The following is a 21,196-nucleotide window of genomic DNA, read 5'->3' on the forward strand; positions in this document are numbered from 1 at the left end:
CCTCCCACCTCTACCTGGTTACACCAAAGTGCTGCAGTTATTATCTGAATTCACGACCCCAGTAGCATGATGATCCCTATTTGGCTGTAAATGTTCAGGCTAATGCCAGCCCACCACAGGGCTATTAATGCGCCGGTTAAGGCCAGGGGCACCGGCAACATAATGATCAGCGGGTGAATCCAGCTTTCAAACTGGGCCGCCAGTACCAGGAACACAATAATAAAAGCCAACCCGAAGGTAACGTAAATAGCAGAGGATGATTCCTGAAACTCCCGGGATAATCCCCGATAGCTCACTCGTGCCTCCGGTGGCAGATTATCCACAGACAGATTGTTCAAATACGTCAGGGCAGAACCAAGGTCATAACCATCGGCCAGAGAGGCACTTATGATCACAGCCGGAAGCCGATCAATCCGCCGTAGATCCGGGTTGGCACCAACTTCTTCAACGGATACCAATGCTTGAAGAGGAATGAGTGCGCCACCTTCTCGTGGTCGCAAAAAAATCTGCCCAAGGTCGGCCGGGGTGGCACGGTCAGCATCAGCCGCCTGCATGATCACATCGTATTCACGACCACGATCGAGATACGTTGTTACCTGCCGGGACGCAAGCATGGTTTGCAGGGTCAGGCCTACATCCTCAACCGTTATGTCCAGATCGGCTGCACGCTCACGATCAATGGTCAGGCGCAGTTCAGGGCGGGTGAGCTCAAAATCGGTTTCCAGATTCAGTAGATCCGGGTTTTCCTTGGCCCGCTCAACAATTTCCTCACTCCAGGCCTGAACCGATTCGTAATCTGGGCCGGCGATGACAAATTCCACAGGTTGGCTGAATCCTCTTTGCCCCAACCCCGGAGGATTCACCGGTACAACCCGGACACCGGCAACCTGGCTTAGTTTGCCCCGCAGTTCGTTGGTGATCTGTTGCTGCTTGATGTCCCTCTCTTCCCAGGGCGCCAAACCCATGATCATGAAGGCGTTATCTTCTTCGTTCCGGAACCCGACGATGGAGAGCAGGCGACCCGCGGCGCCGGACTCAAGGTAAGGCAACAGCTGCGCCTCTGCTTTACGTACATAATGATCCGTGAACTCTACAGTCGCTCCCCGGGGCGCGCTGACAGGCATGATAATAACGCCACGATCTTCTGTAGGCGCAAGCTCCTGAGGCAGCTTGGGATAAATCACGACGGCAACAATCAACCCCACAAAACCAAGGCCTAGCAATAAACCAGGCTGATTCAGGGAGAAACGCAAAAGCCGTTGGTATCCATTGGTCAGGCCATTCAAAACGTTTTCGCTGGCCGCCCACAGGCGATGCCCTTCTAACGTTTCCGGGCTATGCCTGAGCCATTTCGAACACAGCATGGGCGCCAATGTAAGCGCGACCAGACTGGACACCACCACGGCAGCCGCGAGCGTAAAGCCAAATTCTGCAAACAGGCGGCCAATATTGCCCCCCATGAACGAAATGGGCACAAACACCGCCACCAGCGTCAACGTCGTGGCGATAACGGCGAAAGCGACTTGTTTGGCGCCGCGATATGAGGCCAACAGCGGCGGCTCACCCTCGTCTATTCGGCGCTGGATGTTCTCCAGCATCACGATAGCATCGTCTACAACCAAGCCAATGGCCAGAATCACCGCCAACAGCGTCAATACGTTGATCGAAAAACCCAGGAACCCCAGGCCTATAAAAGCGCCGATAACCGAGACCGGAATAGTCACGGCTGGAATCAAGGTGGCCCGCCAGGAGCGTAGAAAAAGGAAAATCACGAGAATCACCAAAGACACGGCAATCGCAAGCGTTATGACCACTTCCTTGATTGAAGCCCGGATAAAAATGGATTCGTCATAGCTCTCGGCGATCGTGACTTCCGGCGGCAGGGTTTCACGAATGTTCTTCAGTTCTGCCTGAACACCATCAGACACCGCGACTGTGTTGGCTTTGGACTGGCGGATAATCCCCATACCGATGGCCGTTTTGCCGTTGGCACGAAGACGGCCTACGTCGGATTCTACCCCCATCTGAACGTTGGCAACCTCGCCCAGGCGCAGCAAGTCGTTGTTATCTCTGCGGATGACAAGATTGCGAAACTCTTCAACTGAGGTTAGTCGGCCTTCGGCCCGAACTGTGAAGTTTCTGGTGGAAGAGTCGATTGAGCCTGCCGGCAACTCTACATTGTTGGAGCGCAGGGCTCTTTCCACCTCCGCCACCGTGATATTTCTGGCCGCCAGCCTTTCTCTGTCAAGCCAAACCCGAATGGCATAACGTCGTTCACCGCCAATACGTATGTCTGCGACCCCGTCCAGAACGGAAAACCGATCCGCCAGAACCCGATCTGCAAAGTCGCTCAGCTCAGCCGCGTCCCAGACATCACTTTGCAGGGTTACCCACATCATCGGACGGGCATCGGAATTCGCCTTACTGACTACCGGCGGATCCGCTTCATCGGGAAGTTCGTTCGCAACCCGGGAAACGGCATCGCGAACGTCATTGGCTGCGATATCCACATCCCGGGATGTGGAAAACTCTATGCTGGTTCGTGATTCACCCTGCTCGGTAGACGAGTCGATAGATCGAATACCTTCAATCCCGCTGATCGCCCCTTCGATCACCTGAGTGATTTGCGTATCTACAACTTCTGCTGCAGCGCCTGTGTAGTTGGTAGAAATAGACACTATCGGCGGATCAATGTCCGGGTACTCACGCACCGGCAGGCCAATCAGAGCAGCCAGACCAAACACAACAATCAGCAAACTGAGAACCGTTGCAAAAACGGGGCGCTTTATGGAAACATCGGAAAGAATCACGGTCAGGAACCCGTGGACTGGGCAAAGCGGTTATCCGGTATGGCATTGTCCTTATCTTCTACCCGGATGCGGTTACCACTGCTGAGACGGTCCTGCCCTGTAACAATCACGGCGTCGGCCCGAGTCAGGCCTTCAACCACTTCCACAGCACCTGGCATTCTTGAGCCGAGAACCACGGAAATACGTCTCGCGACACCGTCCTCGGCAATAAACACATATTTTTCATCGCCGCGCATCATCACCGCTTGCTCAGGAATCACCAATGCTTGCCGCTCCTGCAGTGTCAACGCTGCTGAGATAAACTGCCCGGGGCGCAACTTGCCATCGGGATTATCTAGCAGTGCCCGCACGGGAAGAGTTCGGCTAAGTACATTAATGCGGGCGCCCAGCTCAGTAAGCTCTCCAGAAAACTCGATATCAGGGAAAGCTGGTGAAGTACCAAGTACCTGCTGGCCCAGATTAATCTGCCCCAAAAACCGTTCGGGAACCGCAAAGTTAAGCTCCATGCGCTCCGTATTATCGAGTGTGGCAATAGTCGTACCGGCAGTAACGTAGGCGCCAATGCTGATATCACTCAGACCCACAATACCTGCAAACGATGCTTCAATCCGATGGTTTTCCAAACGCACCTGAGCTGCCTGGCGCTGAGCGTCTCCAACATCAACGGCTGTACGCAGTTCATCCACCTGAGACTGGGAAACACTATTGCTGGATCGGAGGCTTTGGGCGCGCTCCAACTTTCGGCGGGCATCGGCTAACTGGGCCTCAATCACTCTGAGATCGGCCTTCGCTTGGCGATCATCAAGTCGTAGAAGGACATCGCCCTGCTCAATGCGACGGCCCGTTTTAAGATTAAGTGCCACCGCGCGCCCGCTGATCTCAGTGGTCAACTCCACCGCGTTCACAGCTTTCAGATTACCAACTGCTGTAACCACATCGCGCACGGTATCCAGCTCGGGAGTCTGCGTATTGACGACACTGGCAGGCCGTTCGCGATCGCTTTGTGCCGCATTGTCACTATCTATTGAACGGTAAGTGAACGCAGCCCCTGCGGCGACAACAACCAGTACCAGTCCAATTAGCCATTGCTTCCACATAGATCTTCCACTGCCCATCAGATTTGATTAGATACTTTTTACCGTTTCTGGATAACCAGAACGATCTCACCGACATCAATACCCCACTTACTCATGGTGGTTTGATTGATCAAGGTGTCGGGTCTGGACATCACCAGACATGTCCTTGACCACTCCGCGGGCAGTAAGTTCACCGCTGAAAAATTGCTCAGGAACCAGCTTGGGGCCACGCTCTGCGTAGTCGATCAGCGCGGGTCCGGAGCAGCCACTCAACAGCATTAACGCCAATTCCAGCAAGAGTATAGAGTGCCGGCCGGCTTTGGGAATCACAAGACACAGGTTTTGCATTTTTTTTACACTATCTTGCGGCCATGACTGAAGGCCGCTTGGCCGGCACCATAAAGACGGCAGCTTAGGTGAAGCCCACAGAGTTAGCTGTGGCAGCCTGGAAAAGAAAATGGGTATCAAGGCCTCCGCAACCTGTGTAATGAACTTCGATGACTCAACCGGTTATCTGATCGGCCCAGAGAATAAGGGCCTAGAGTGCATGTTCACCTTTATGAATACCGCACGAATCGGCACCGGCATTCAGGCGCTGGACTTGCTTGGTCGCAAAGTACTGTTAAACACCAAGGGGGGCGCCGTTCGTGAATTTACGGCCCGGGTCGCCAACTTTGCCCGTAAGCAGCTGACCGACAGCCGGTTACGTCCATTTGCACTTGAGCTACTGAAGTTAACGGGCCAGTGGAATCTGCTTACCGTGCGGATCATGCTTGCCGCGCGCAAGGATCGCGACGTTGTTAGCTCCGCTTCTTACGATTTCCTGATGTATAGCGGTTACGTGACCATGGCTTATATGTGGGCGCGGCAAGCCGCGGTGGCTGCGGATCGTTTGGATAACGGGGGCGATGAATCAGAGGCATTCTATAAAGCCAAGCTGGCCACAGCGGAATTTTACTATGAGCGGCTGTTGCCTAGAGCCCACGCCCACGCCCACGCCAGCACTATGCTCAGCCCCAGCAAGAACCTAATGCAACTGCATGCGGATGACATGGCCTTCACCGGATAAAATATCCGGTGCTTTATGTCCCGGGTAGCTTCTACCCAGGATTTTTTATCACGTGCTCAACAATTAAAGGCCGTACTTGGTCCCAATTGCATCATAGGTTCCATTATCTTTGACGGCTGCGAGCGCCTTGTTGAGGTCTTCAATAACCTCATCAGGGGTATCCGGGCTCATGGCCAAATACAAATCAACGTCGTTGAACGAAAACACCGGAACCAATCCTTCGATATCCTGCTGAGAGGCCAGATATGGCCCTCCAAGACGTTCTGCAATCCATAGATCAATCTGGCCCAGCGCCAAGCGCTTCGGATTGAGATCGTCACTTTCGATTACAGACATCTCATAACCGCGCTTTAGAAGGTACTCGCTCCTGACATCGTTGCGATACCCCCCGATGGTTTTGCCTTTGGCATCCTCAAGCTTGTCCATGGTAAAGGTGCTTCCCGGGGCTGCAAAAACAGTCCACAGGTTCTGTGCCAATGGCCCCACCCACTTAAACATGGGCGCCCGCTCCTCCGTATAGGTGGTGCAAAAGATACCGTGATTGGCTTTATTCAAGGCACGGTTATAGCCGTAATTCCAATTGCGCAGTTTGATCCGGTAATCGAGACCAGACTTATTCAGAACCGCTTTCGCCCTTTCCGTGCAAATGCCATCAATATTGTCCGCGCTATGCTCGAACGCGCGGCCTTGGGTGCTCATATTGTAGGGTGGGAAATTCTCGGTATAGATATACAGCCTTTCCGCTGCAAGCACTTGCTCGGAGCTAAAAAACGAGAGCATTGCCAAGACAATTAAAGAAATGAAATGCATGGAAAAGTCTCCTTTAAAACCACGTTCCGACGCACAGACAAACATTCAATTTAAGATAATGTTAAATCGGAGTGTAGTTGAAGGCGCTTAGAGTTTGTATTTAATGGTGTATCGTTATGTAAAGCAGCATTCGGAGAGTGGATATGGCCGGGTTACGAATGGCTCTGTTACCCCGAATAAGCAGGGTTCGGAATAACAGAGCCAGACAGGCTTTAAGTCACTGCTAAGATCACTGCGGCACGACCATGGATTCTGGTTTCGGGGTATCGTCGGTGCTTGGTGGCAGCTCGGGATACCGTACTTCCGGAATTTTTCCGGTCAGGGTTTTCAGGAAAGCAGTGATAGACTTAACTTCCCCATCATTCAGTTCTGCACCCAACTGAGCAGTACCCATAACAGCAACAGCTTCTTCCAGACTCCAAACTGCACCAGAGTGGAAATAAGGCGCTGTCAGCTCGATGTTCCGCAGAGGTGATGCCCTAAATACATACTCATCAGAAGCGGTGGAAGTCACCGCAAAACGGCCTTTGTCGCCGGTAGGCAGAATGTCGGCACCAGGTTTGGTCACCAGACCAAACGGATAGTAAGCCTGACCGCCTAGGTTAACGCCAGCGTGGCAGGCCACACAGCCCTTATCCATAAACAGCGCCAAACCTCCCTGTTCCTGCTCATTCAAGGCTGTTTTATCACCGCGCAGGAATTTGTCAAAATTGGCATCCGGCGTAATCAGCGTTGCTTCATAGGCCTCAATCGCTACAGCCATATTATTGAAAGTTACCGGGTCATCCTCACCGGGAAAGGCTTGGCCAAACTTCTCAACATAAGCTGGCATACTGGACAGTGTTTTTACAACACGCTCCGGCGTGCTGCTCATCTCTACGCCCGCCTGAACTGGCCCTTTCGCCTGCTCCGCAAGGTCCGCCGCCCTGCCATCCCAGAACTGGGCGGCATTAAAAACAGCGTTGAACACTGTAGGCGAGTTTCGTGGCCCCTTCTGCCAACCGTGGCCAATAGAAACGGGAAGGTAGTCGTGCCCACCCATGCCTACGTTATGGCAGGTATTGCAGGAAATCAGGTGGCTTGCAGACAAGCGTGGCTCGAAAAATAGCATTTTGCCAAGCTCAAGTTTTGCTTCGGTCAACTCATTGCCATCAATAACCGGTGGGTACTGGGGTATCGCCGAAAACATTTCCCGCGCACGATCCTGCAAGTCCGCCGCCATTGCGGCTCCTGCAGTAATACCCAGACTGACAGCAATAGCCAATTTAAGTGTTTGCCGTTTCATTTTTCTGCTCTCTCATTTGCGGGTAGTTACTACATCTCAAACTATCAGAAGATTAACGTTTGTAAATAAAAGGAGCGCGGCAGGCAACATTACGTGCAGCAAAATTGACGACCGTCAAATTCAGGAATTCAACACTTGGTTTTATTAGCTCAAGCCTCAAACGCGTTATTCACGAAACCGCTGTATAAATGCTTCCAGCACGGGATCCGTACTCTTTTCAACCTGATACATTCAGGTAATCAAGCTGCTGTATAGCTTGCGGGTTTCATCTAGCCTGCGCTTACTGGTTTTCCTAAGTGAGGCACTTTCGTACAGATCCGGTTCATTTTCCCACTCGTTAAACAAGACTTCGGATACATTTTCAACCGCCTCGATACGATCCTGTACCTTATTTGACGAGTTGAGGCTACCATCATAAGCATTACTGATGACTTCATATTTTTCTTGTAGCGTGGTTTCCGGCGTGCCCACCACGCTCTGAAACTGCTCCAGAGACGATCGAAACGTTTCGCGGACATCACTCTGGGAATCTCTGGCATCCCCCACTCTTTCCACCAGAATATCGCGTTTTTCAACGCCAAACTTTTCCATCGTACTGTAATACATTGAACTGCACCCACTGAGTGCCAGCACAAGACAAAATAAGCCGGTTAGCTGGGTGAATACAGAAGCTCTAGTGGTTTCGATAAACATGGTTTAAATCAATCCCTGACGCAAACGCTACGAATCAATGCCAGAGTAAACTACTATCCCACACTGCCCCTGTGGTAGCGGCAGGAAGTTTAAGACGTGTTGTTTGTCAGGTTTTTGGTTCACTTTCCAGTGAAAAACACAACGTGCAGAGCCTCAGGTGCTGCCCCTGAAGTAGAACTGAAGAACCAGTAGATTGCTACAGTAACCAAATTTTCTACTCGGAATATGCTCTCTCGCGTTGACGGGTTGGTGTGCCCGCAAAAATCATACTTCCGGATCTTGCCCACGTCTGGATTTCAAAGCCCAATAAGCCTTCGTGTGATTGTGCTTTCCGGGAATCTGACGCTCACTACGCAGATAACGCCTGATCATTTTTGCTGATGCAGATTCAAGCGCGGCCCACACCACATCAATTTGTTCGATAGTCTCCAGAATCCGCAAAGTTTCGCTTCCCTGTTTGTCTACCGGGCATATCACTCGATGTACGGCAGCCGTTCCAAGAACAAAACCCTCACCAAAATAGTCCTGATCAGCTTTATCCTTGCTTAATAAAATAATGTTGGGTGGAATCTTGTTTTGCCAATGTTCCAGTATTCCCGCAAGTGCGGGATACGCAGTTTCATCCGCTATCAGGGTCGCTTTTCCTTCACTCAAATGTGGGTGCCTGTCTGGGGTTTCTGAACGACTCTGGATAATGTCCCCCACACACAGTTCTCTAATCCACTGGCTTCCCCGCGTGTCACCGTGTTTGAAAATGTCGATATAACCCTGATCTGCGAAGGCCGAGCTCTGACTTTTCCACGACTTACGCAAAGTATAAAGGCGTATGTCCTTATTGGCGCTCTCCAGAAGCTTTTGCCTGTTTTTACCCGACAAGTGCTTCAGTAACCATATAAAACCTCGATCAATAAGGTTTTTGGACCAGGTCTTTTTGCCATTTTCGGAACTTGCCTTAGCGGGCCTCTTGGATACACTTTTGAGTAAGAATGCGTACGCATAGCCAGGATAGTAATCAGGCAACGGGCTGGTTGAATGGATGGTCAGACGGGCGATGTTCTCTGTAACGTCCTGTTTGGCAATAACTTCAAAAAAGCGTCGTCCCGAGCCTCCGAAGTCCCTTCCCTGTTTAACAACAGCGGCAAAGGCAAGGTAAAGAATCTTGTCTTCCAGACTGCCATCAATTTCAAAGGGCACGAACAGCAATTCAGGAATTCTGTCTGTTTCTCTGTGTATCTCCAGTTCAACGCCATCCTCGAAAATATCACTAAGCTTTGCAGATTGAACACTACCCTGAAGATAGTAGCCCCGGGCAATGGCCATAAGTTCTTCGGTGTGATCCTGATTTACGTGATCAATAACGTCGAGCTTGTGATCAACATCACCAACAGGTATGCGCATGGTTATAGGGCTCTATAGTCAGCAAAAAGGTATCGGAAACAATGGAATGTGATCGGTGAAAAACAAAGGCGGTTGACAACAGCCCTTGTTTTCCCCGGAAATGAAAGCCTACATGCGATAGGTCATGCTCAGACCGACAGTGCGCGTCTGACCTACCGTAGCAAGTGCACCCACGCGGTAATACACAGCATGTTCATCAGCAAGGTTTTTGACGTACGCATCCACCGTAAAATCACCCTTCTGATACTGAGCGCGCAGATCCGTAATCACGACATCACCCACCTTAGCTGAGTGATCATTATCGAGCTCGGAATAATATTTTCCGACATAGGAGATATCTGCTCCGACAGACCATGCATTACCGATAAACTGTGTCAGTCCGATACGCAGGTTGGAATCAGGTACACTGGGCAGCTCATTACCTTCAAAAGTGTCATGAGCATCAATCTTGCTCTTCAGGATTCCTACAGAACCTGTGAGTTCAAGGCTATTAGTGGGCCAGATACTGGCTTCCAGTTCAGCCCCATAGATATGGGACTGATCGACGTTAAACAGAGCGAGACCGGACAACGCCTGATAGTCGTCGTACTTATTGTAGAACAGGCTTGCATAAAGCGCGGCGCCCTCTCCAAACTCGCTTTTGCTACTCAACTCATAAGACGTTACTTCCTCACTATCGTAAGTATATACATCCCCATCAAACGTAATCCCGGAACCACCCGGGCTATACCCTTTCCTAACGGTAAAACCCAAAGTGGTAGAGTCGGAAACACCCTGCATCAATCCCAGTTTGGGCAGATAATAGGTTTCATCTGAATCCTGCTGCAGTGGTCCGCTGGCGAGTAGAGACCCTGTTTTGTCGATTTTTTCATTCTCGATACGCAGCCCTACCGTCGCTGATGTAGAGGGTGAAAAAGCGTAGGTTCCTTCGCCGAACGCAGCCGTGGTATTGGTTGTATAATCGGTATCAATGGTCACCGGGCCCTGCGTTGCGAAAATGCTGGAGGTTTTTCTGGCCGCAAAAAGGCCAATAACACCCGTTACGGCAGATGATGGCCGGTTAAGTACAACCCTGTTTTCAATCGCTGTACTTTTCTGATCAATGTCATAGTTGAAGACATTTGACGCCATGTAGCCATTCGCGTAGATATCCGAGCGGATGTGATTAAGATGAAGCACACTGGTGATGCCCTCACTGATCTGGTAATCAATATCCAATGCCGCTGCAGTTTCTTCGGAATCCTGAAGGCGGGCGGCAGCAGACGTAATATCTAGGGTTTGCGTCCGGATACCCTCATCTGTGTTGCTGGCAAAGCTTGCGTGTTCACCCTCATTCTTGTGGTGAGTCAACGTCATTTTTGCAGACAAATTGGGTAGGCTGGAGGGCAGCCACAGTAGTTTACCTCGCACATTCAGGCTTTCAGATTCGTCCAGATCAGGAACGTTGAAATCCGCTGCTTCATAGTTCAACCAGCCCTCGCCTTTGTTACCATGAATCGCCAGTCGGTATGCTAGGGTTTCGTCAATAATTGGACCGGAGGTCATAGCCGAAAGCTGATATTTCAAATTGCCGTTCTTGTAGCTTTCCAGGCCAGTTCTCAGTGCGGCTTCTTTCTTGAAAACGGGATCATTTGTGGTGATCACAACCGCGCCCGCAATCGCACTCGGCCCTTGTGCTGTCGATTGGGGCCCCCTCAGCACTTCAACCTGTCTTACATCCCATAGAAATTCCGGCGTGAAGTTGTACCCGGACCAATCCTGAGTACTACCATCAATCACTGTGGTAACACGTGCCCGCGATCCGGTAATCAAAGCTGCCCCCCCGTTGGCTGCCCCGCCTCCAGACATACCCCGGATGGAGATATTGCCAAAGGAGTCAGTCACCACATTGGGTGTTTGTGTCACAACTTCTTGCGTTACACTGAAATCGCCGGAATCCACCCGATCCTCTGTAAAGACGGTTACTGCGGTACTGGTGTCTTTTATCGACTTTTCGATTTTCTCGCCGGTGACAACCAAAGTATCCAGAGTCACCGCATCAGCCCTGACCGAAGGTGCCAAAATAAAGCCTGATAAGCCAAGCAATGAAAAGGTAAACCATAAAGGTGCTTTTATTGAGCAATCAATGTTTCCAATAAACTTTCTGTTCATAGTGCGTTTATTCCTTGGTAGCTCTGTAGGGCTTGGTATCTGGTCGTTTATCCGGCGTGGTCTTGGCAGGTGGTCCGTGTTAAGAATGTTCTTGCAAGCCAAAGGTGTCTAAGGTATCGATGGCGGTTGTCTGCTCCCGCATCAGCCAGACTAGAACCGCAACTCCTGCGGTAAAAACAGTACCTGCAATAACAACAGTGCTGTAACCAACGTGTTTTGCCAGCGCTAGACTTGCTGCTGAATAGGCAAATCCGAGCATTGAAGCAAAGCTGAACTGAAGCGTAAAAAATGTCGCCTTGCGGTTAGTCAACGCTGCTTTATCCATAATGATGGTGGAAGTCACCACCAACAGGGCGGGAAACGCCAGAAAATGCACGGTAACGGCGGCATAGACCCAGAGTTCGGTGGTATACCCCAGAGCAATGGGTATCACGAGCAACAAGGCAAACGCCTGAAGCAGGACGACACTAATCAAAGCATTGATCCGGCCCATACAGCCAATCAAGGGGGCAGCGAACAAAGCGGAAAGCAAACCAACAACAGAACCGTAGATTTTGAGCACGAACCCTATCTTGTCTAACTGCCAACCACTATCGACCAGAAGAGGGTTGAGCAAGGCGAAGCCACAAGTAGACCCGATAGGATAAAGCGCCATGATTAGAAACCAGCGTTTTTGTTGTGATAAAAACAACTTGATATCCAACCACAGAGTGGTGCTTTGCGGAGTGTTTCCACTATGGCTTGAGTTTTCCTCGGGCTCACGATAGAGCAGTATCTGTAGAAGGGATATACAGGTAAGACCTGCCAACAACCACAAGGAACCCCGCCAAAGCAAGCTGGGATAAAACGTGAGAATCAGCCCGCCACCGATAATGTTGCCAAGCAGATTTCCGGAAAACTGAACACTGTTGGCGAACTTCCGCGACTCGGCATCAAACAGTTTGCAGGACAAACCGTCTACCGCTACATCCTGAATGCTCACAGCAAAAACATACAATGCAAGAACACCCAGCACGAAGGGAAATTGTTGTTCGAAATCCAATGTACCGGCAACAAACAGCAGAAAAACCATGCTGGATTGAGCCACCAGCAACCAACTGCGATAGGTGCCTTGCGATGACAACCGATACTTATCAATGATAGGGGCATAAAGCACTTTGCCGGCCAAAGGCAGAACTGCAAGATTCACTAGCGCAAGCTTGTCCAGAGACATGCCCTGCTGCCGCAATATGGCCATCGCCGCCGACATAATGAATGCGAGACCAATGTATTGCGTGATGTAAGTGCTGGCCAACATCCACCACGGATAGTTACGAAAATTCATGCTAGTGCGCTCCGATAGGTCTAGTCGTCGTTAGGTGAAACTCGGTGCTTCGCGTTGATGGCACGATGACGAGTGGTGGCTATCACCGCAGACGTCTGATTAATTTACCGATAAAGAGAAGGGAGATCTTTCGTGCAGAGGTATGCCATTTTCAGATCTGGCAAAAAATCTTAAGAAACTTGTCTCTGGACCAGAGATTGGCGATATTCGCTGGGTGAAATTCCAATTTCATTCTTGAATGAAGTAGCAAAGTGCGCCTGACTTTTGAAACCCACATCAAGCGATATTTGGGTAATGGATTCACAACCAGCCAGCTGTTCACAGGCAACTTCTAGCCGTGTTTTCCTGAGCCAGTCACTAAAGTTCAGGCCAACAAGTGTCTTTATGTCTTGCTTCACATAGGTTTGATTACTGCCTGCCAGTCTGGCTACCTTGGACAAGCGCCATTCCTGAGCCAGATTTGCCTGAATATAGCTCATCACCTTGCTCAGTTCTGATAAACGACCTGTGTCCGGCATCATTTTCTGCTGATGCTTTTGGTGCAGGAACAACGCCAACACCTCTTGGGCCTTTGCCTGAATAAACAGTCCTCGCTCCAAGCCTTGCAAAGGACAGTTCCAAACAGCCTCACAGCAGCGGAGAATGTTACCTGACACTGGGCCCAATTCAGCAAGCTGGATCTGGGGAACAGCATGGGAAAAATTGGCCCGAAACTCAGGAATCATAATGTTTCCGCGAAGAGCATCAAGCGGAAGAATGATGGATAAGGTTTGCCAAGTGGTGTCACGATAGAACTGCATTTGGGAAAAACAAGGCTGGTCAACCATCGTGACCATGTACTGGTAACTGTAATCCCGTAGAGGATCCATACCACTATTTTTTGTTACTCCCTGACACGTTCCCAGCATGGAAATATGAAGTCCAGGGCTATGCATATTTTCAATTATCGTATCTTCACTGAAGCAATGATTGACAAAACGTACCCAGCTACGTCCAACTAGATTCAGGTTGAACTGTTCGAAGGAAGCAATATTTTCGACCAAACAACATGTCACGATGGTGATCCTGATAAAAGCGCTAGTGTACTAATGAACAGGATTCTACACTAATGATAATCATTATCAATTAATAAGGATAACTTTACCTTTTAGGTCTCTTTTATTGTAGCAGTTCAGACTGATTCGACTTACAAAAGAGCGCTGGTGGGTCGGATAGTCTCAGAACCGCTAATGGGTATCACTTCCCAATACAAAACGACCCGAAAATCTTGCCCAACAATTCGTCCGGCGTGATCTGCCCGGTGATTTCTCCCAACGCATCTTGAGCGGCCCGCATATCTTCAGCCAACAGCTCACCCGCACCATAACCTTCCAGCTGGGCTTGGCCCTGCATTAGTAAGTCCAAAGCCCGCTCCAGCGCATCCAAGTGCCGTCGACGGGCCAGGAAGCCGCCTTCGGTGGTACTGGCAAAGCCCATACATTGTTTTAGGTGGTCTCGCAGAACATCCAGGCCACTAGTGGATTTCGCCGCAAGGCGTATCACCGGTGCCTGGCCTGTGGATAACTCTGAAATACCCACTGTTTCTCCGCTCAGGTCTACTTTGTTACGGATCACCGTAACCGGGGCTGATGCCGGCAACTGGTCAATAAAATCCGGCCAAATTTCATGAGGGGTGGTTTTATCTGTGGTGGTAGCATCTACCATGAGCAGTATGCGATCCGCGTGGCGGATTTCGTCCCAAGCCCTGGCAATACCAATCTGTTCCACTTCATCCGGGCTATCACGCAGGCCCGCAGTGTCGATAATATGCAATGGCATGCCATCGATGTGTATGTGTTCGCGCAAGACATCCCGAGTAGTGCCCTCAATGGCAGTTACTATGGCTGCCTCTCGCCCGGCAAGCGCGTTAAGGAGACTGGATTTGCCGGCATTGGGGCGGCCTGCGATTACCACTTTCATGCCATCCCGAAGAATAGTGCCCTGTTGGGCTTCATCCAGTATGTCCCGGAGCTGTTCCAGCAAACTTTGCAAATCAGTGGCGACTTTACCGTCTGCCAGAAAGTCGATTTCCTCTTCCGGGAAATCTATAGCAGCTTCTACATAAATCCGCAGATGGGTCACGGCTTCAACCAGGGTTTCGATACGCCGTGAAAACACTCCTTGCATAGATCGCACAGCACAGCGTGCGGCCTGCTCCGAACTACTGTCAATCAGATCCGCAATGGCTTCAGCCTGAGCCAAATCTAGTTTGTCGTTGAGAAATGCTCGTTCCGAGAACTCACCAGGGCGTGCCAGCCGTGCCCCAAGTCGACAAACCTCTCGCAGCAACAGATCCAGGATGACGGTGCCACCGTGCCCCTGCAGCTCGAACACATCTTCGCCGGTAAAAGAATGCGGATTGGGGAAGAACAGTCCAATGCCTTCGTCAATGAGCTGGTTCTGCTGATCTAAAAATGCTCCGTAATGAGCGTATCTCGGCTTTGGCGTATACCCTAACATTGCAACGGAAATAGCTTTTGCCAGCGGGCCAGACACCCGAACAATACCTACCCCGGCCTGACCAGGAGCCGTGGCTATGGCCGCAATGGTGTCGGGAACGTGGGTGGCATGGTTCATCATACGGGCCTCCTACACAGCAAATTTTTGCATGTCTGAAACAGTAAAGGCCCCATTACGGAGCCTTTACTGAGCTTTTAACTGACGGCCAGATTAGTGTTTTCTATCAGCCATCTCTGCTTCGATCTTGCGGGTAATGTACCACTGCTGGCTGATCGACAGAATGTTGTTCACCAGCCAGTACAGTACCAGACCGGCTGGGAACCAGAGGAAGAAGATAGTGAATACCACCGGCATCAGCTTCATAATCTTGGCCTGCATAGGATCCGGCGGAGTTGGGTTCAGGCTCATCTGCAACATCATACTGGCGCCCATCAGGATTGGCAGAATGAAGTAGGGATCCATCACTGAAAGATCGTGAATCCACAGCATAAAGGGTGCATGGCGCAACTGCACACTCTCGAACAATACCCAATACAAGGAAATGAACACTGGCATTTGAACCAGGATAGGTAAGCAACCACCAAGAGGATTGATCTTTTCCTTCTTGTACAGAGCCATCATTTCCTGTGACATGCGCTGGCGATCGTCGCCGTAAAGTTCTTTCAGCCTGGTTAGCTGAGGCGCAACAGCGCGCATACGACCCATAGAACGATAGCTGGTAGCAGAGAGTTTAAAGAACAGGCCTTTAACCAACACGGTCAGCAGAATGATGGAAACGCCCCAGTTTCCTACAATACTGTGGAACCAATCCAGAACAATGAACAACGGTAGTGAGATAAAGAACAACCAACCGAAATCTACGGTGCGGTCAAGGTTGGGTGCAACGGTTTCAAGACGGTCGATAATCTTGGGGCCTACGTAGGCGCGGGCGCCAACTTCTGTAGTGTCTCCAGGTGCAACGGTGGTTGTAGGGTATACAAAACCCATCACATGAAGCGGACCACGGCGTGTGGTTTGAAACTGTGCAGGTTGATCCCGCTCAGGCACCCAAGCTGCAAGGAAGTAATGCTGCAGGAACGCCATCCAACCATTGGTGACGGTTTTGTTGATTTTTTCGTCTTCCAAATCACCAAAATCAAACTTCTGATAAGGGTCTTCTGGTGAACTGGTTACCAAACCGAGGAACGCTTTGATCCCCATACTAGGCCCGGAGGTAGGGTCTGGAGCCTCATCACGAACGATTTTACCAGTGAAATTGGCTTGCCAGCTTTCGTTTGACTGGTTATCGATCAGGTAACGCACGCTTATTTCGTAGTCGTCACGTTGAAACTGATATTGCTTGGTTATACGAACGCCCGTATCCGTGGTGTAGACCAGATTGACGGTCAGTTCATTTTCGCCATCTGTTAGTTCGTAGCTGGTGGCGTCTGTTTCATAAACAGGTGCTTCACCATTTTTTGCGCTATCTGGTCCATTTTGCCCTATAAGCCCACTTTCCATCACATAAAAACGTTCTTGAGTGTTGTTCAGAACGCTTAGTGAACGGTCGCTATTCAGTGATTTGTCGTAATCAAGCAGCGATGTTTTAACCAGATTACCGCTAACACGATCAATAACAAGATCCAGCACGTCAGTGCGCACCGTTATGTACTGATTATTCACGTTTGGGCTGGTAGTAGTCGGGCTGGAAATAGACTGCCTGTTATCAGGTGTGGCGAATTCTTCATTCGCGCTACCCTTTGCAGGAACTGATTTGTTGGATGTTTCCCCCGGAAGCACCATGGCATCCGACCCTGCAGAACTGTTATCTGACTGAACGCGCGCAGATTCTACAACCTGCTCAGTAGGGACTGGCTGGTGATAATCGTCGTTCCAGGCAAGTACCATCAGATAACTGACAATAGCCAGGCCGGCAAATAATACGATGCGTTGAATATCCATAGAGTTACTGTCTGGTCTGGGTTGTTATAGGGGAATGGTCAGCCTCGGGGCAACAGGGCGTTGAATGTTCCTGCCGCGATTGTACGGTACCGGGCACCGGATCGTAACCGCCTTCAGCCCACGGGTGGCATCGCAACAGGCGCTTCACTGAGAGCAGCGAGCCTTTCAGTGAACCGTGATGGGAAATGGCTTCCACGGCGTATTGTGAACAGGTTGGATAGTGACGGCAATGGCTGGCCATTAGCGGGCTGATGGCATATTGGTAAAAGCGAATAGGGAAAAGCAGTAATTTACGCATTAACCTGTTCCCTTACCGGCAGGTGAGAATTCTGCTGCTTGAGATGACGGTAACTGAGAATACTTTTTCGCTAGCCGATGCCAGAGGCCGTTTAAAGACGAACGTACTGTCTGGCAATCCATAGCTGCAAGCCCTTGGCGTCCAAGAACGATGATATCCATAGCGGGAAGCTCAGACTGGTGCCTGAAGGTTTCCCGAACCTGACGTTTGATTCGGTTTCGCTGTACGGCAAGTTTCAGGTTTTTTTTCGCAAAAATAAGACCGACCCTGGCATGTCCGAGGTCATTCGGGGTTGCCAGGATCAGAAAATTTCTGTGCGGAACCTTTAATTGCACGTCGTCGAAGACTTTGCCGTAATCGGCAGGCCGTAACAGGCGGTGCGACTTCGGAAAATTCAAAGCCTTCATGAGGCGAACGACAGATTACGCAGACAGACGTGCACGGCCTTTGGCGCGGCGACGAGAAATGACCTTGCGTCCGTTGGCTGTTGCCATACGAGCACGGAAACCGTGATTGCGCTTACGCTTCAGGACGCTTGGTTGAAACGTTCTTTTCATGGGGACTGTCTCACAATTCGTGTGTTGATATTCAGATATTGGCTGGAAAAAATAATAGCCAAAACAGGAGCGGCATTCTATGCAACTTTCGACGCGGATTCAATGTTTATTGGTACGAGGTTGTGCCGATGCAAAATCGTGATTGTGTGAAGGAATCCAAGGAGCTTGCCAGTTTTGCAACTTACCCGCTGAATAACAGTATCTATAGGTCTTTTTAGTATTCTTTAAAGAATTCTATTACTACTGTTATTACGTAGGCCATTTTCTGTTGATAAGCTGTTTTAAATCAATTGAATCAGTTAATTGTGGTATTTATAAGGCTCAGGATAAGCCGGGCTGAGCTCTGTGGATGAGGTGATGACCGATTGTGGGTAAGTTGCGGCGTGATAAAACTTACGAGTTATCCACCAGGAGACCTGAGGGTTACACACAGAGTCTACGGTCGGTTACACACACGGGGCTGTTGATAACTTATTTGTATGAGTTTTCTGTACACAAGGTTGTATGTAAGTCTATAAGTGATTGATAAATAAAAATATAAATTTCCACAGGCTGTTTATGACTTTGTGTTTGCTCTTTCACTGGGAGTGCCGGCGGGTTAGAATCCGTGGTCATCTTTCGGGATCGGACCTTACAGGTTCGGTTCGAGAAATTTATGGTCTATCAGGAGCGGACTGTCGTGCCGAACGGTATGTGGCATCAATGTCTTGAAGTACTCCGGGATGAGTTTCCCGCACAACAATTCAATACCTGGCTCCGACCTCTTCAGTCTGAGCACCGGGAAGGACAACTGACGCTATTTGCACCCAATCGGTTTGTTATGGACTGGGTGAATGAAAAGTATTTACGACGTATAGAAGAAGTGCTTAAAGACCTGAATGGCGGGCAGTCGCCAAGGGTGGGAATGAAAGTAGGGTCGGCACCCCGGGAAGGTGATCCGGTGGTGCGCTCAGAAACCGTACAGCAGGGTTCGGCCCAGCGTGTGCAAGAAGAGACCGGCGGCAAGGTGACGGAAGAGGAAAAAGGCGTGGCAGCTAGCCGGCCTGTACAAAGTACAGGGTATGGAGCCGCAACAAACCGTCGATCGGTGCAGGTAGAAGGTGATATCAAACATCAGAGCTTTCTAAACGAAGGTTTCACTTTTGACACCTTTGTGGAAGGTAAGTCGAACCAGTTAGCTAGAGCTGCCTCTATGCAGGTAGCTGAAAATCCGGGTGGTGCCTACAATCCGTTGTTTTTATACGGCGGTGTGGGTTTGGGTAAAACACACCTTATGCACGCCATTGGTAATGAGATTGTTCGACGCAATCCCAATGCAAAGGTGGCATATCTGCGCTCCGAACGTTTTGTGGCGGATATGGTTAAAGCACTGCAACTGAACGCAATCAATGAATTTAAGCGGTATTACCGTTCAGTAGACGCACTGTTGATTGATGATATCCAGTTTTTTGCCCGTAAAGAGCGTTCCCAGGAAGAGTTTTTCCACACCTTTAATGCGCTACTTGAGGGCGGACAACAGGTAATCGTAACCTGTGACCGGTTCCCAAAAGAAATCGTCGATATGGAAGAGCGTTTGAAGTCCCGTTTTGGTTGGGGGCTCACTGTGATGGTGGAGCCACCAGAGCTGGAAACGCGGGTGGCAATTTTGATGAAAAAGGCCGAGCAGACGAATGTTAAGCTGAGCAGCGAAGCCGCGTTTTTTATTGCGCAAAAAATCCGCTCTAACGTGAGAGAACTCGAAGGGGCACTGCGTTTGGTGATAGCGAATGCTCACTTCACCGGGTCAGAAATCACGCCGCCATTCATCCGGGAAAGTCTGAAAGATCTGCTCGCTCTGCACGAAAAGCAGGTAAGTATCGATAACATTCAGCGCACGGTTGCCGAGTATTATAAGATCAAGGTAGCCGATCTTCACTCCAAGCGGCGTACCCGTGTGGTGACCCGCCCCCGGCAGGTGGCTATGTCTCTCTCGAAAGAGTTGACTAATCACAGCCTGCCAGAAATTGGAGATGCATTTGGTGGTCGAGACCACACGACCGTTTTGCATGCGTGCAAAAAAATCCTGGAGCTTCAGGAGACGGATCCTGGAATCCGTGATGACTATAAAAACTTTATGAGATTACTAACCACTTAAAGACAACATTCATCCTTCCAACAACAGAAAGCTGAGTGACATGAAACTGACGATCAGCCGTGAATCCCTGCTCACACCCTTGCAAAGTATTGCCGGTGTGGTGGAAAAAAAACAGACCATGCCGGTACTGTCCAATGTGCTGCTGGTGGCCGAAGATAATACATTGATCCTGACCGGGACCAATATGGAGGTGGAGCTGGTAGGACGGGTAACGCCTGTTCACGTTGACCAGCCAGGGCGAATTACCGTTCCTGCCCGCAAGCTTTCAGATATTTGCCGGGCGCTGGGCGATGACGCACCTATTGAATTAGTGCTTGAAGGCGATCGGCTGCATATACGATGCGGCGCCAGCCATTTCACGTTGTCGACACTGCCTGCAGAGCACTTTCCAAATGTGGAGGACGAGCCGGAAAGCTTCCGTCTTGAATTGCCACAAAAAGAGTTGGAACGTATGTTCGATGCCACGGCTTTTGCCATGGCACAGCAGGACGTTCGCTATTATCTCAATGGCCTGTTACTGGAAGTCGATAAAGACCAGGTGCGCACAGTGGCTACCGACGGCCACCGTCTGGCCATGGCCCACGTTGAGCTAGATACCGGCTGCGCGGAGCCGAAGCAAGTGATTGTGCCTCGCAAAGGCGTTCTGGAGCTTTCAAGGCTGTTGGACGACGTAGATACACCGGTTACCTTGGTGATTGGAGATAACCACTTGCGGGCAACCGTAGGCTCTTATACGTTCACTTCCAAACTGATTGAGGGCAAGTTCCCGGATTATAACCGGGTAGTTCCCCGTGGTGGCGACAAGGTTGTGTTGGCGGACAGGGCCACCCTGAAAAATACGCTTCAACGGGCCGGCATTCTGTCCCATGAAAATATTCGAGGTGTACGCCTGAACCTGGCTACGAATGAGCTCCAGGTTTTTGCGAACAACCCGGATCAGGAACAGGCTGAAGACGCATTACCGGTAGACTACCAGGGCGAATCCTTACAGATTGGCTTTAATGTAGGCTATCTGGTGGACGTTATGAACGCGCTGGATGATGAGCAGGTGAAAATTACGCTCTCCAATCCGAACAGTAGCGCTTTGATCGAATCGCAAATTGATAACCGCTGCCTTTATGTGGTTATGCCGATGAGACTATAGGAGAAGA

At 50.3% G+C, this 21,196-nt stretch carries 20 protein-coding genes and 1 pseudogene; 5 read left to right on the forward strand and 16 right to left on the reverse strand.

Annotation, left to right across the window (positions count from 1 at the left end; all coding sequences use genetic code 11):
- Window positions 1–50 precede the first annotated feature (50 nt).
- From ACTHYN_RS12785 to ACTHYN_RS12800, 4 genes are read right to left on the reverse strand one after another with little or no spacing between them, the layout of a single operon-like run.
- On the reverse strand, window positions 51–2,810 hold the full coding sequence (locus ACTHYN_RS12785) for an efflux RND transporter permease subunit (protein ID WP_441812824.1): 2,760 nt from the start codon (window positions 2,808–2,810) through the stop codon (window positions 51–53).
- A 2-nt stretch (window positions 2,811–2,812) separates the two neighbouring features.
- A complete protein-coding gene (locus tag ACTHYN_RS12790) occupies window positions 2,813–3,907 on the reverse strand; it encodes an efflux RND transporter periplasmic adaptor subunit (RefSeq protein ID WP_441812825.1) in 1,095 nt (364 codons plus the stop codon).
- Window positions 3,908–3,945: 38 nt separating this feature from the next.
- Window positions 3,946–4,038 (reverse strand): DUF3833 family protein, encoded by a 93-nt coding sequence (locus tag ACTHYN_RS12795; protein WP_441812826.1) that lies wholly within the window; start codon window positions 4,036–4,038, stop codon window positions 3,946–3,948.
- The gene (locus ACTHYN_RS12800) at window positions 3,995–4,234 is read right to left on the reverse strand and encodes a DUF3833 family protein (RefSeq protein WP_441812827.1); all 240 of its coding nucleotides are present in this window, start codon (window positions 4,232–4,234) and stop codon (window positions 3,995–3,997) included. The genes ACTHYN_RS12795 and ACTHYN_RS12800 overlap by 44 nt, the downstream gene beginning before the upstream one ends.
- Before the next feature lie 67 nt (window positions 4,235–4,301).
- Here ACTHYN_RS12800 and ACTHYN_RS12805 point away from each other — a divergent pair.
- A pseudogene (locus ACTHYN_RS12805) lies at window positions 4,302–4,484 on the forward strand (acyl-CoA dehydrogenase); the annotation flags it as partial.
- A gap of 3 nt (window positions 4,485–4,487) precedes the next feature.
- The gene (locus ACTHYN_RS12810; protein ID WP_441812840.1) at window positions 4,488–4,955 is read left to right on the forward strand and encodes an acyl-CoA dehydrogenase C-terminal domain-containing protein; all 468 of its coding nucleotides are present in this window, start codon (window positions 4,488–4,490) and stop codon (window positions 4,953–4,955) included.
- Between the two features lie 63 nt (window positions 4,956–5,018).
- On the opposite strand, the gene ACTHYN_RS12815 is transcribed toward ACTHYN_RS12810, so the two are convergent.
- From ACTHYN_RS12815 to ACTHYN_RS12825, 3 genes are all read right to left on the reverse strand, one after another.
- Window positions 5,019–5,765 carry a substrate-binding periplasmic protein gene (locus tag ACTHYN_RS12815; RefSeq protein WP_441810410.1) on the reverse strand — a complete coding sequence of 249 codons (747 nt, stop codon included), beginning with the start codon at window positions 5,763–5,765 and terminating at the stop codon, window positions 5,019–5,021.
- A gap of 229 nt (window positions 5,766–5,994) precedes the next feature.
- A complete protein-coding gene (locus ACTHYN_RS12820; protein WP_441812828.1) occupies window positions 5,995–7,050 on the reverse strand; it encodes a cytochrome-c peroxidase in 1,056 nt (351 codons plus the stop codon).
- Window positions 7,051–7,281: 231 nt separating this feature from the next.
- Entirely contained in the window at window positions 7,282–7,656 is a 375-nt protein-coding gene (locus tag ACTHYN_RS12825) for a DUF2959 family protein (RefSeq protein ID WP_441808035.1), read from the reverse strand.
- A gap of 142 nt (window positions 7,657–7,798) precedes the next feature.
- On the opposite strand from ACTHYN_RS12825, the gene ACTHYN_RS12830 reads away from it, so the two are divergent.
- A complete protein-coding gene (locus tag ACTHYN_RS12830; protein WP_441808040.1) occupies window positions 7,799–7,876 on the forward strand; it encodes an SEC-C metal-binding domain-containing protein in 78 nt (25 codons plus the stop codon).
- A 131-nt stretch (window positions 7,877–8,007) separates the two neighbouring features.
- Here the strand turns inward: ACTHYN_RS12830 and ACTHYN_RS12835 are convergent, their stop codons facing one another.
- The 9 genes from ACTHYN_RS12835 to rpmH form a co-directional block, all read right to left on the reverse strand.
- Window positions 8,008–9,141 carry an SIP domain-containing protein gene (locus tag ACTHYN_RS12835; protein WP_441808034.1) on the reverse strand — a complete coding sequence of 378 codons (1,134 nt, stop codon included), beginning with the start codon at window positions 9,139–9,141 and terminating at the stop codon, window positions 8,008–8,010.
- A 108-nt stretch (window positions 9,142–9,249) separates the two neighbouring features.
- Complete coding sequence (locus ACTHYN_RS12840; protein WP_441812829.1) at window positions 9,250–11,292, reverse strand: TonB-dependent receptor; 2,043 nt, start codon at window positions 11,290–11,292, stop codon at window positions 9,250–9,252.
- Between the two features lie 79 nt (window positions 11,293–11,371).
- Window positions 11,372–12,616: an MFS transporter gene (locus ACTHYN_RS12845; RefSeq protein WP_441808032.1), complete on the reverse strand. Its 1,245-nt coding sequence runs from the start codon at window positions 12,614–12,616 to the stop codon at window positions 11,372–11,374.
- 170 nt (window positions 12,617–12,786) lie between these two features.
- Window positions 12,787–13,659, reverse strand: a complete 873-nt coding sequence (locus ACTHYN_RS12850) for a helix-turn-helix transcriptional regulator (protein WP_441808031.1) — start codon at window positions 13,657–13,659, stop codon at window positions 12,787–12,789.
- A gap of 193 nt (window positions 13,660–13,852) precedes the next feature.
- Window positions 13,853–15,232, reverse strand: a complete 1,380-nt coding sequence (mnmE, locus tag ACTHYN_RS12855) for a tRNA uridine-5-carboxymethylaminomethyl(34) synthesis GTPase MnmE (RefSeq protein ID WP_441808039.1) — start codon at window positions 15,230–15,232, stop codon at window positions 13,853–13,855.
- 93 nt (window positions 15,233–15,325) lie between these two features.
- Window positions 15,326–17,056 carry a membrane protein insertase YidC gene (yidC, locus tag ACTHYN_RS12860; protein WP_441812830.1) on the reverse strand — a complete coding sequence of 577 codons (1,731 nt, stop codon included), beginning with the start codon at window positions 17,054–17,056 and terminating at the stop codon, window positions 15,326–15,328.
- A gap of 4 nt (window positions 17,057–17,060) precedes the next feature.
- Window positions 17,061–17,354 carry a membrane protein insertion efficiency factor YidD gene (gene yidD, locus ACTHYN_RS12865; protein WP_441812831.1) on the reverse strand — a complete coding sequence of 98 codons (294 nt, stop codon included), beginning with the start codon at window positions 17,352–17,354 and terminating at the stop codon, window positions 17,061–17,063.
- Window positions 17,354–17,761, reverse strand: a complete 408-nt coding sequence (rnpA, locus tag ACTHYN_RS12870; RefSeq protein WP_441812832.1) for a ribonuclease P protein component — start codon at window positions 17,759–17,761, stop codon at window positions 17,354–17,356. The genes yidD and rnpA overlap by 1 nt, the downstream gene beginning before the upstream one ends.
- Window positions 17,762–17,776: 15 nt before the next feature.
- Entirely contained in the window at window positions 17,777–17,911 is a 135-nt protein-coding gene (rpmH, locus tag ACTHYN_RS12875; RefSeq protein ID WP_144820968.1) for a 50S ribosomal protein L34, read from the reverse strand.
- A gap of 679 nt (window positions 17,912–18,590) precedes the next feature.
- On the opposite strand from rpmH, the gene dnaA reads away from it, so the two are divergent.
- The gene (dnaA, locus tag ACTHYN_RS12880) at window positions 18,591–20,045 is read left to right on the forward strand and encodes a chromosomal replication initiator protein DnaA (protein ID WP_441812833.1); all 1,455 of its coding nucleotides are present in this window, start codon (window positions 18,591–18,593) and stop codon (window positions 20,043–20,045) included.
- Window positions 20,046–20,085: 40 nt separating this feature from the next.
- On the forward strand, window positions 20,086–21,189 hold the full coding sequence (gene dnaN / locus ACTHYN_RS12885) for a DNA polymerase III subunit beta (protein ID WP_441812834.1): 1,104 nt from the start codon (window positions 20,086–20,088) through the stop codon (window positions 21,187–21,189).
- The last annotated feature ends 7 nt before the right edge of the window (window positions 21,190–21,196 follow it).

This window comes from Marinobacter sp. (assembly GCF_052091845.1).
Classification (GTDB): domain Bacteria; phylum Pseudomonadota; class Gammaproteobacteria; order Pseudomonadales; family Oleiphilaceae; genus Marinobacter.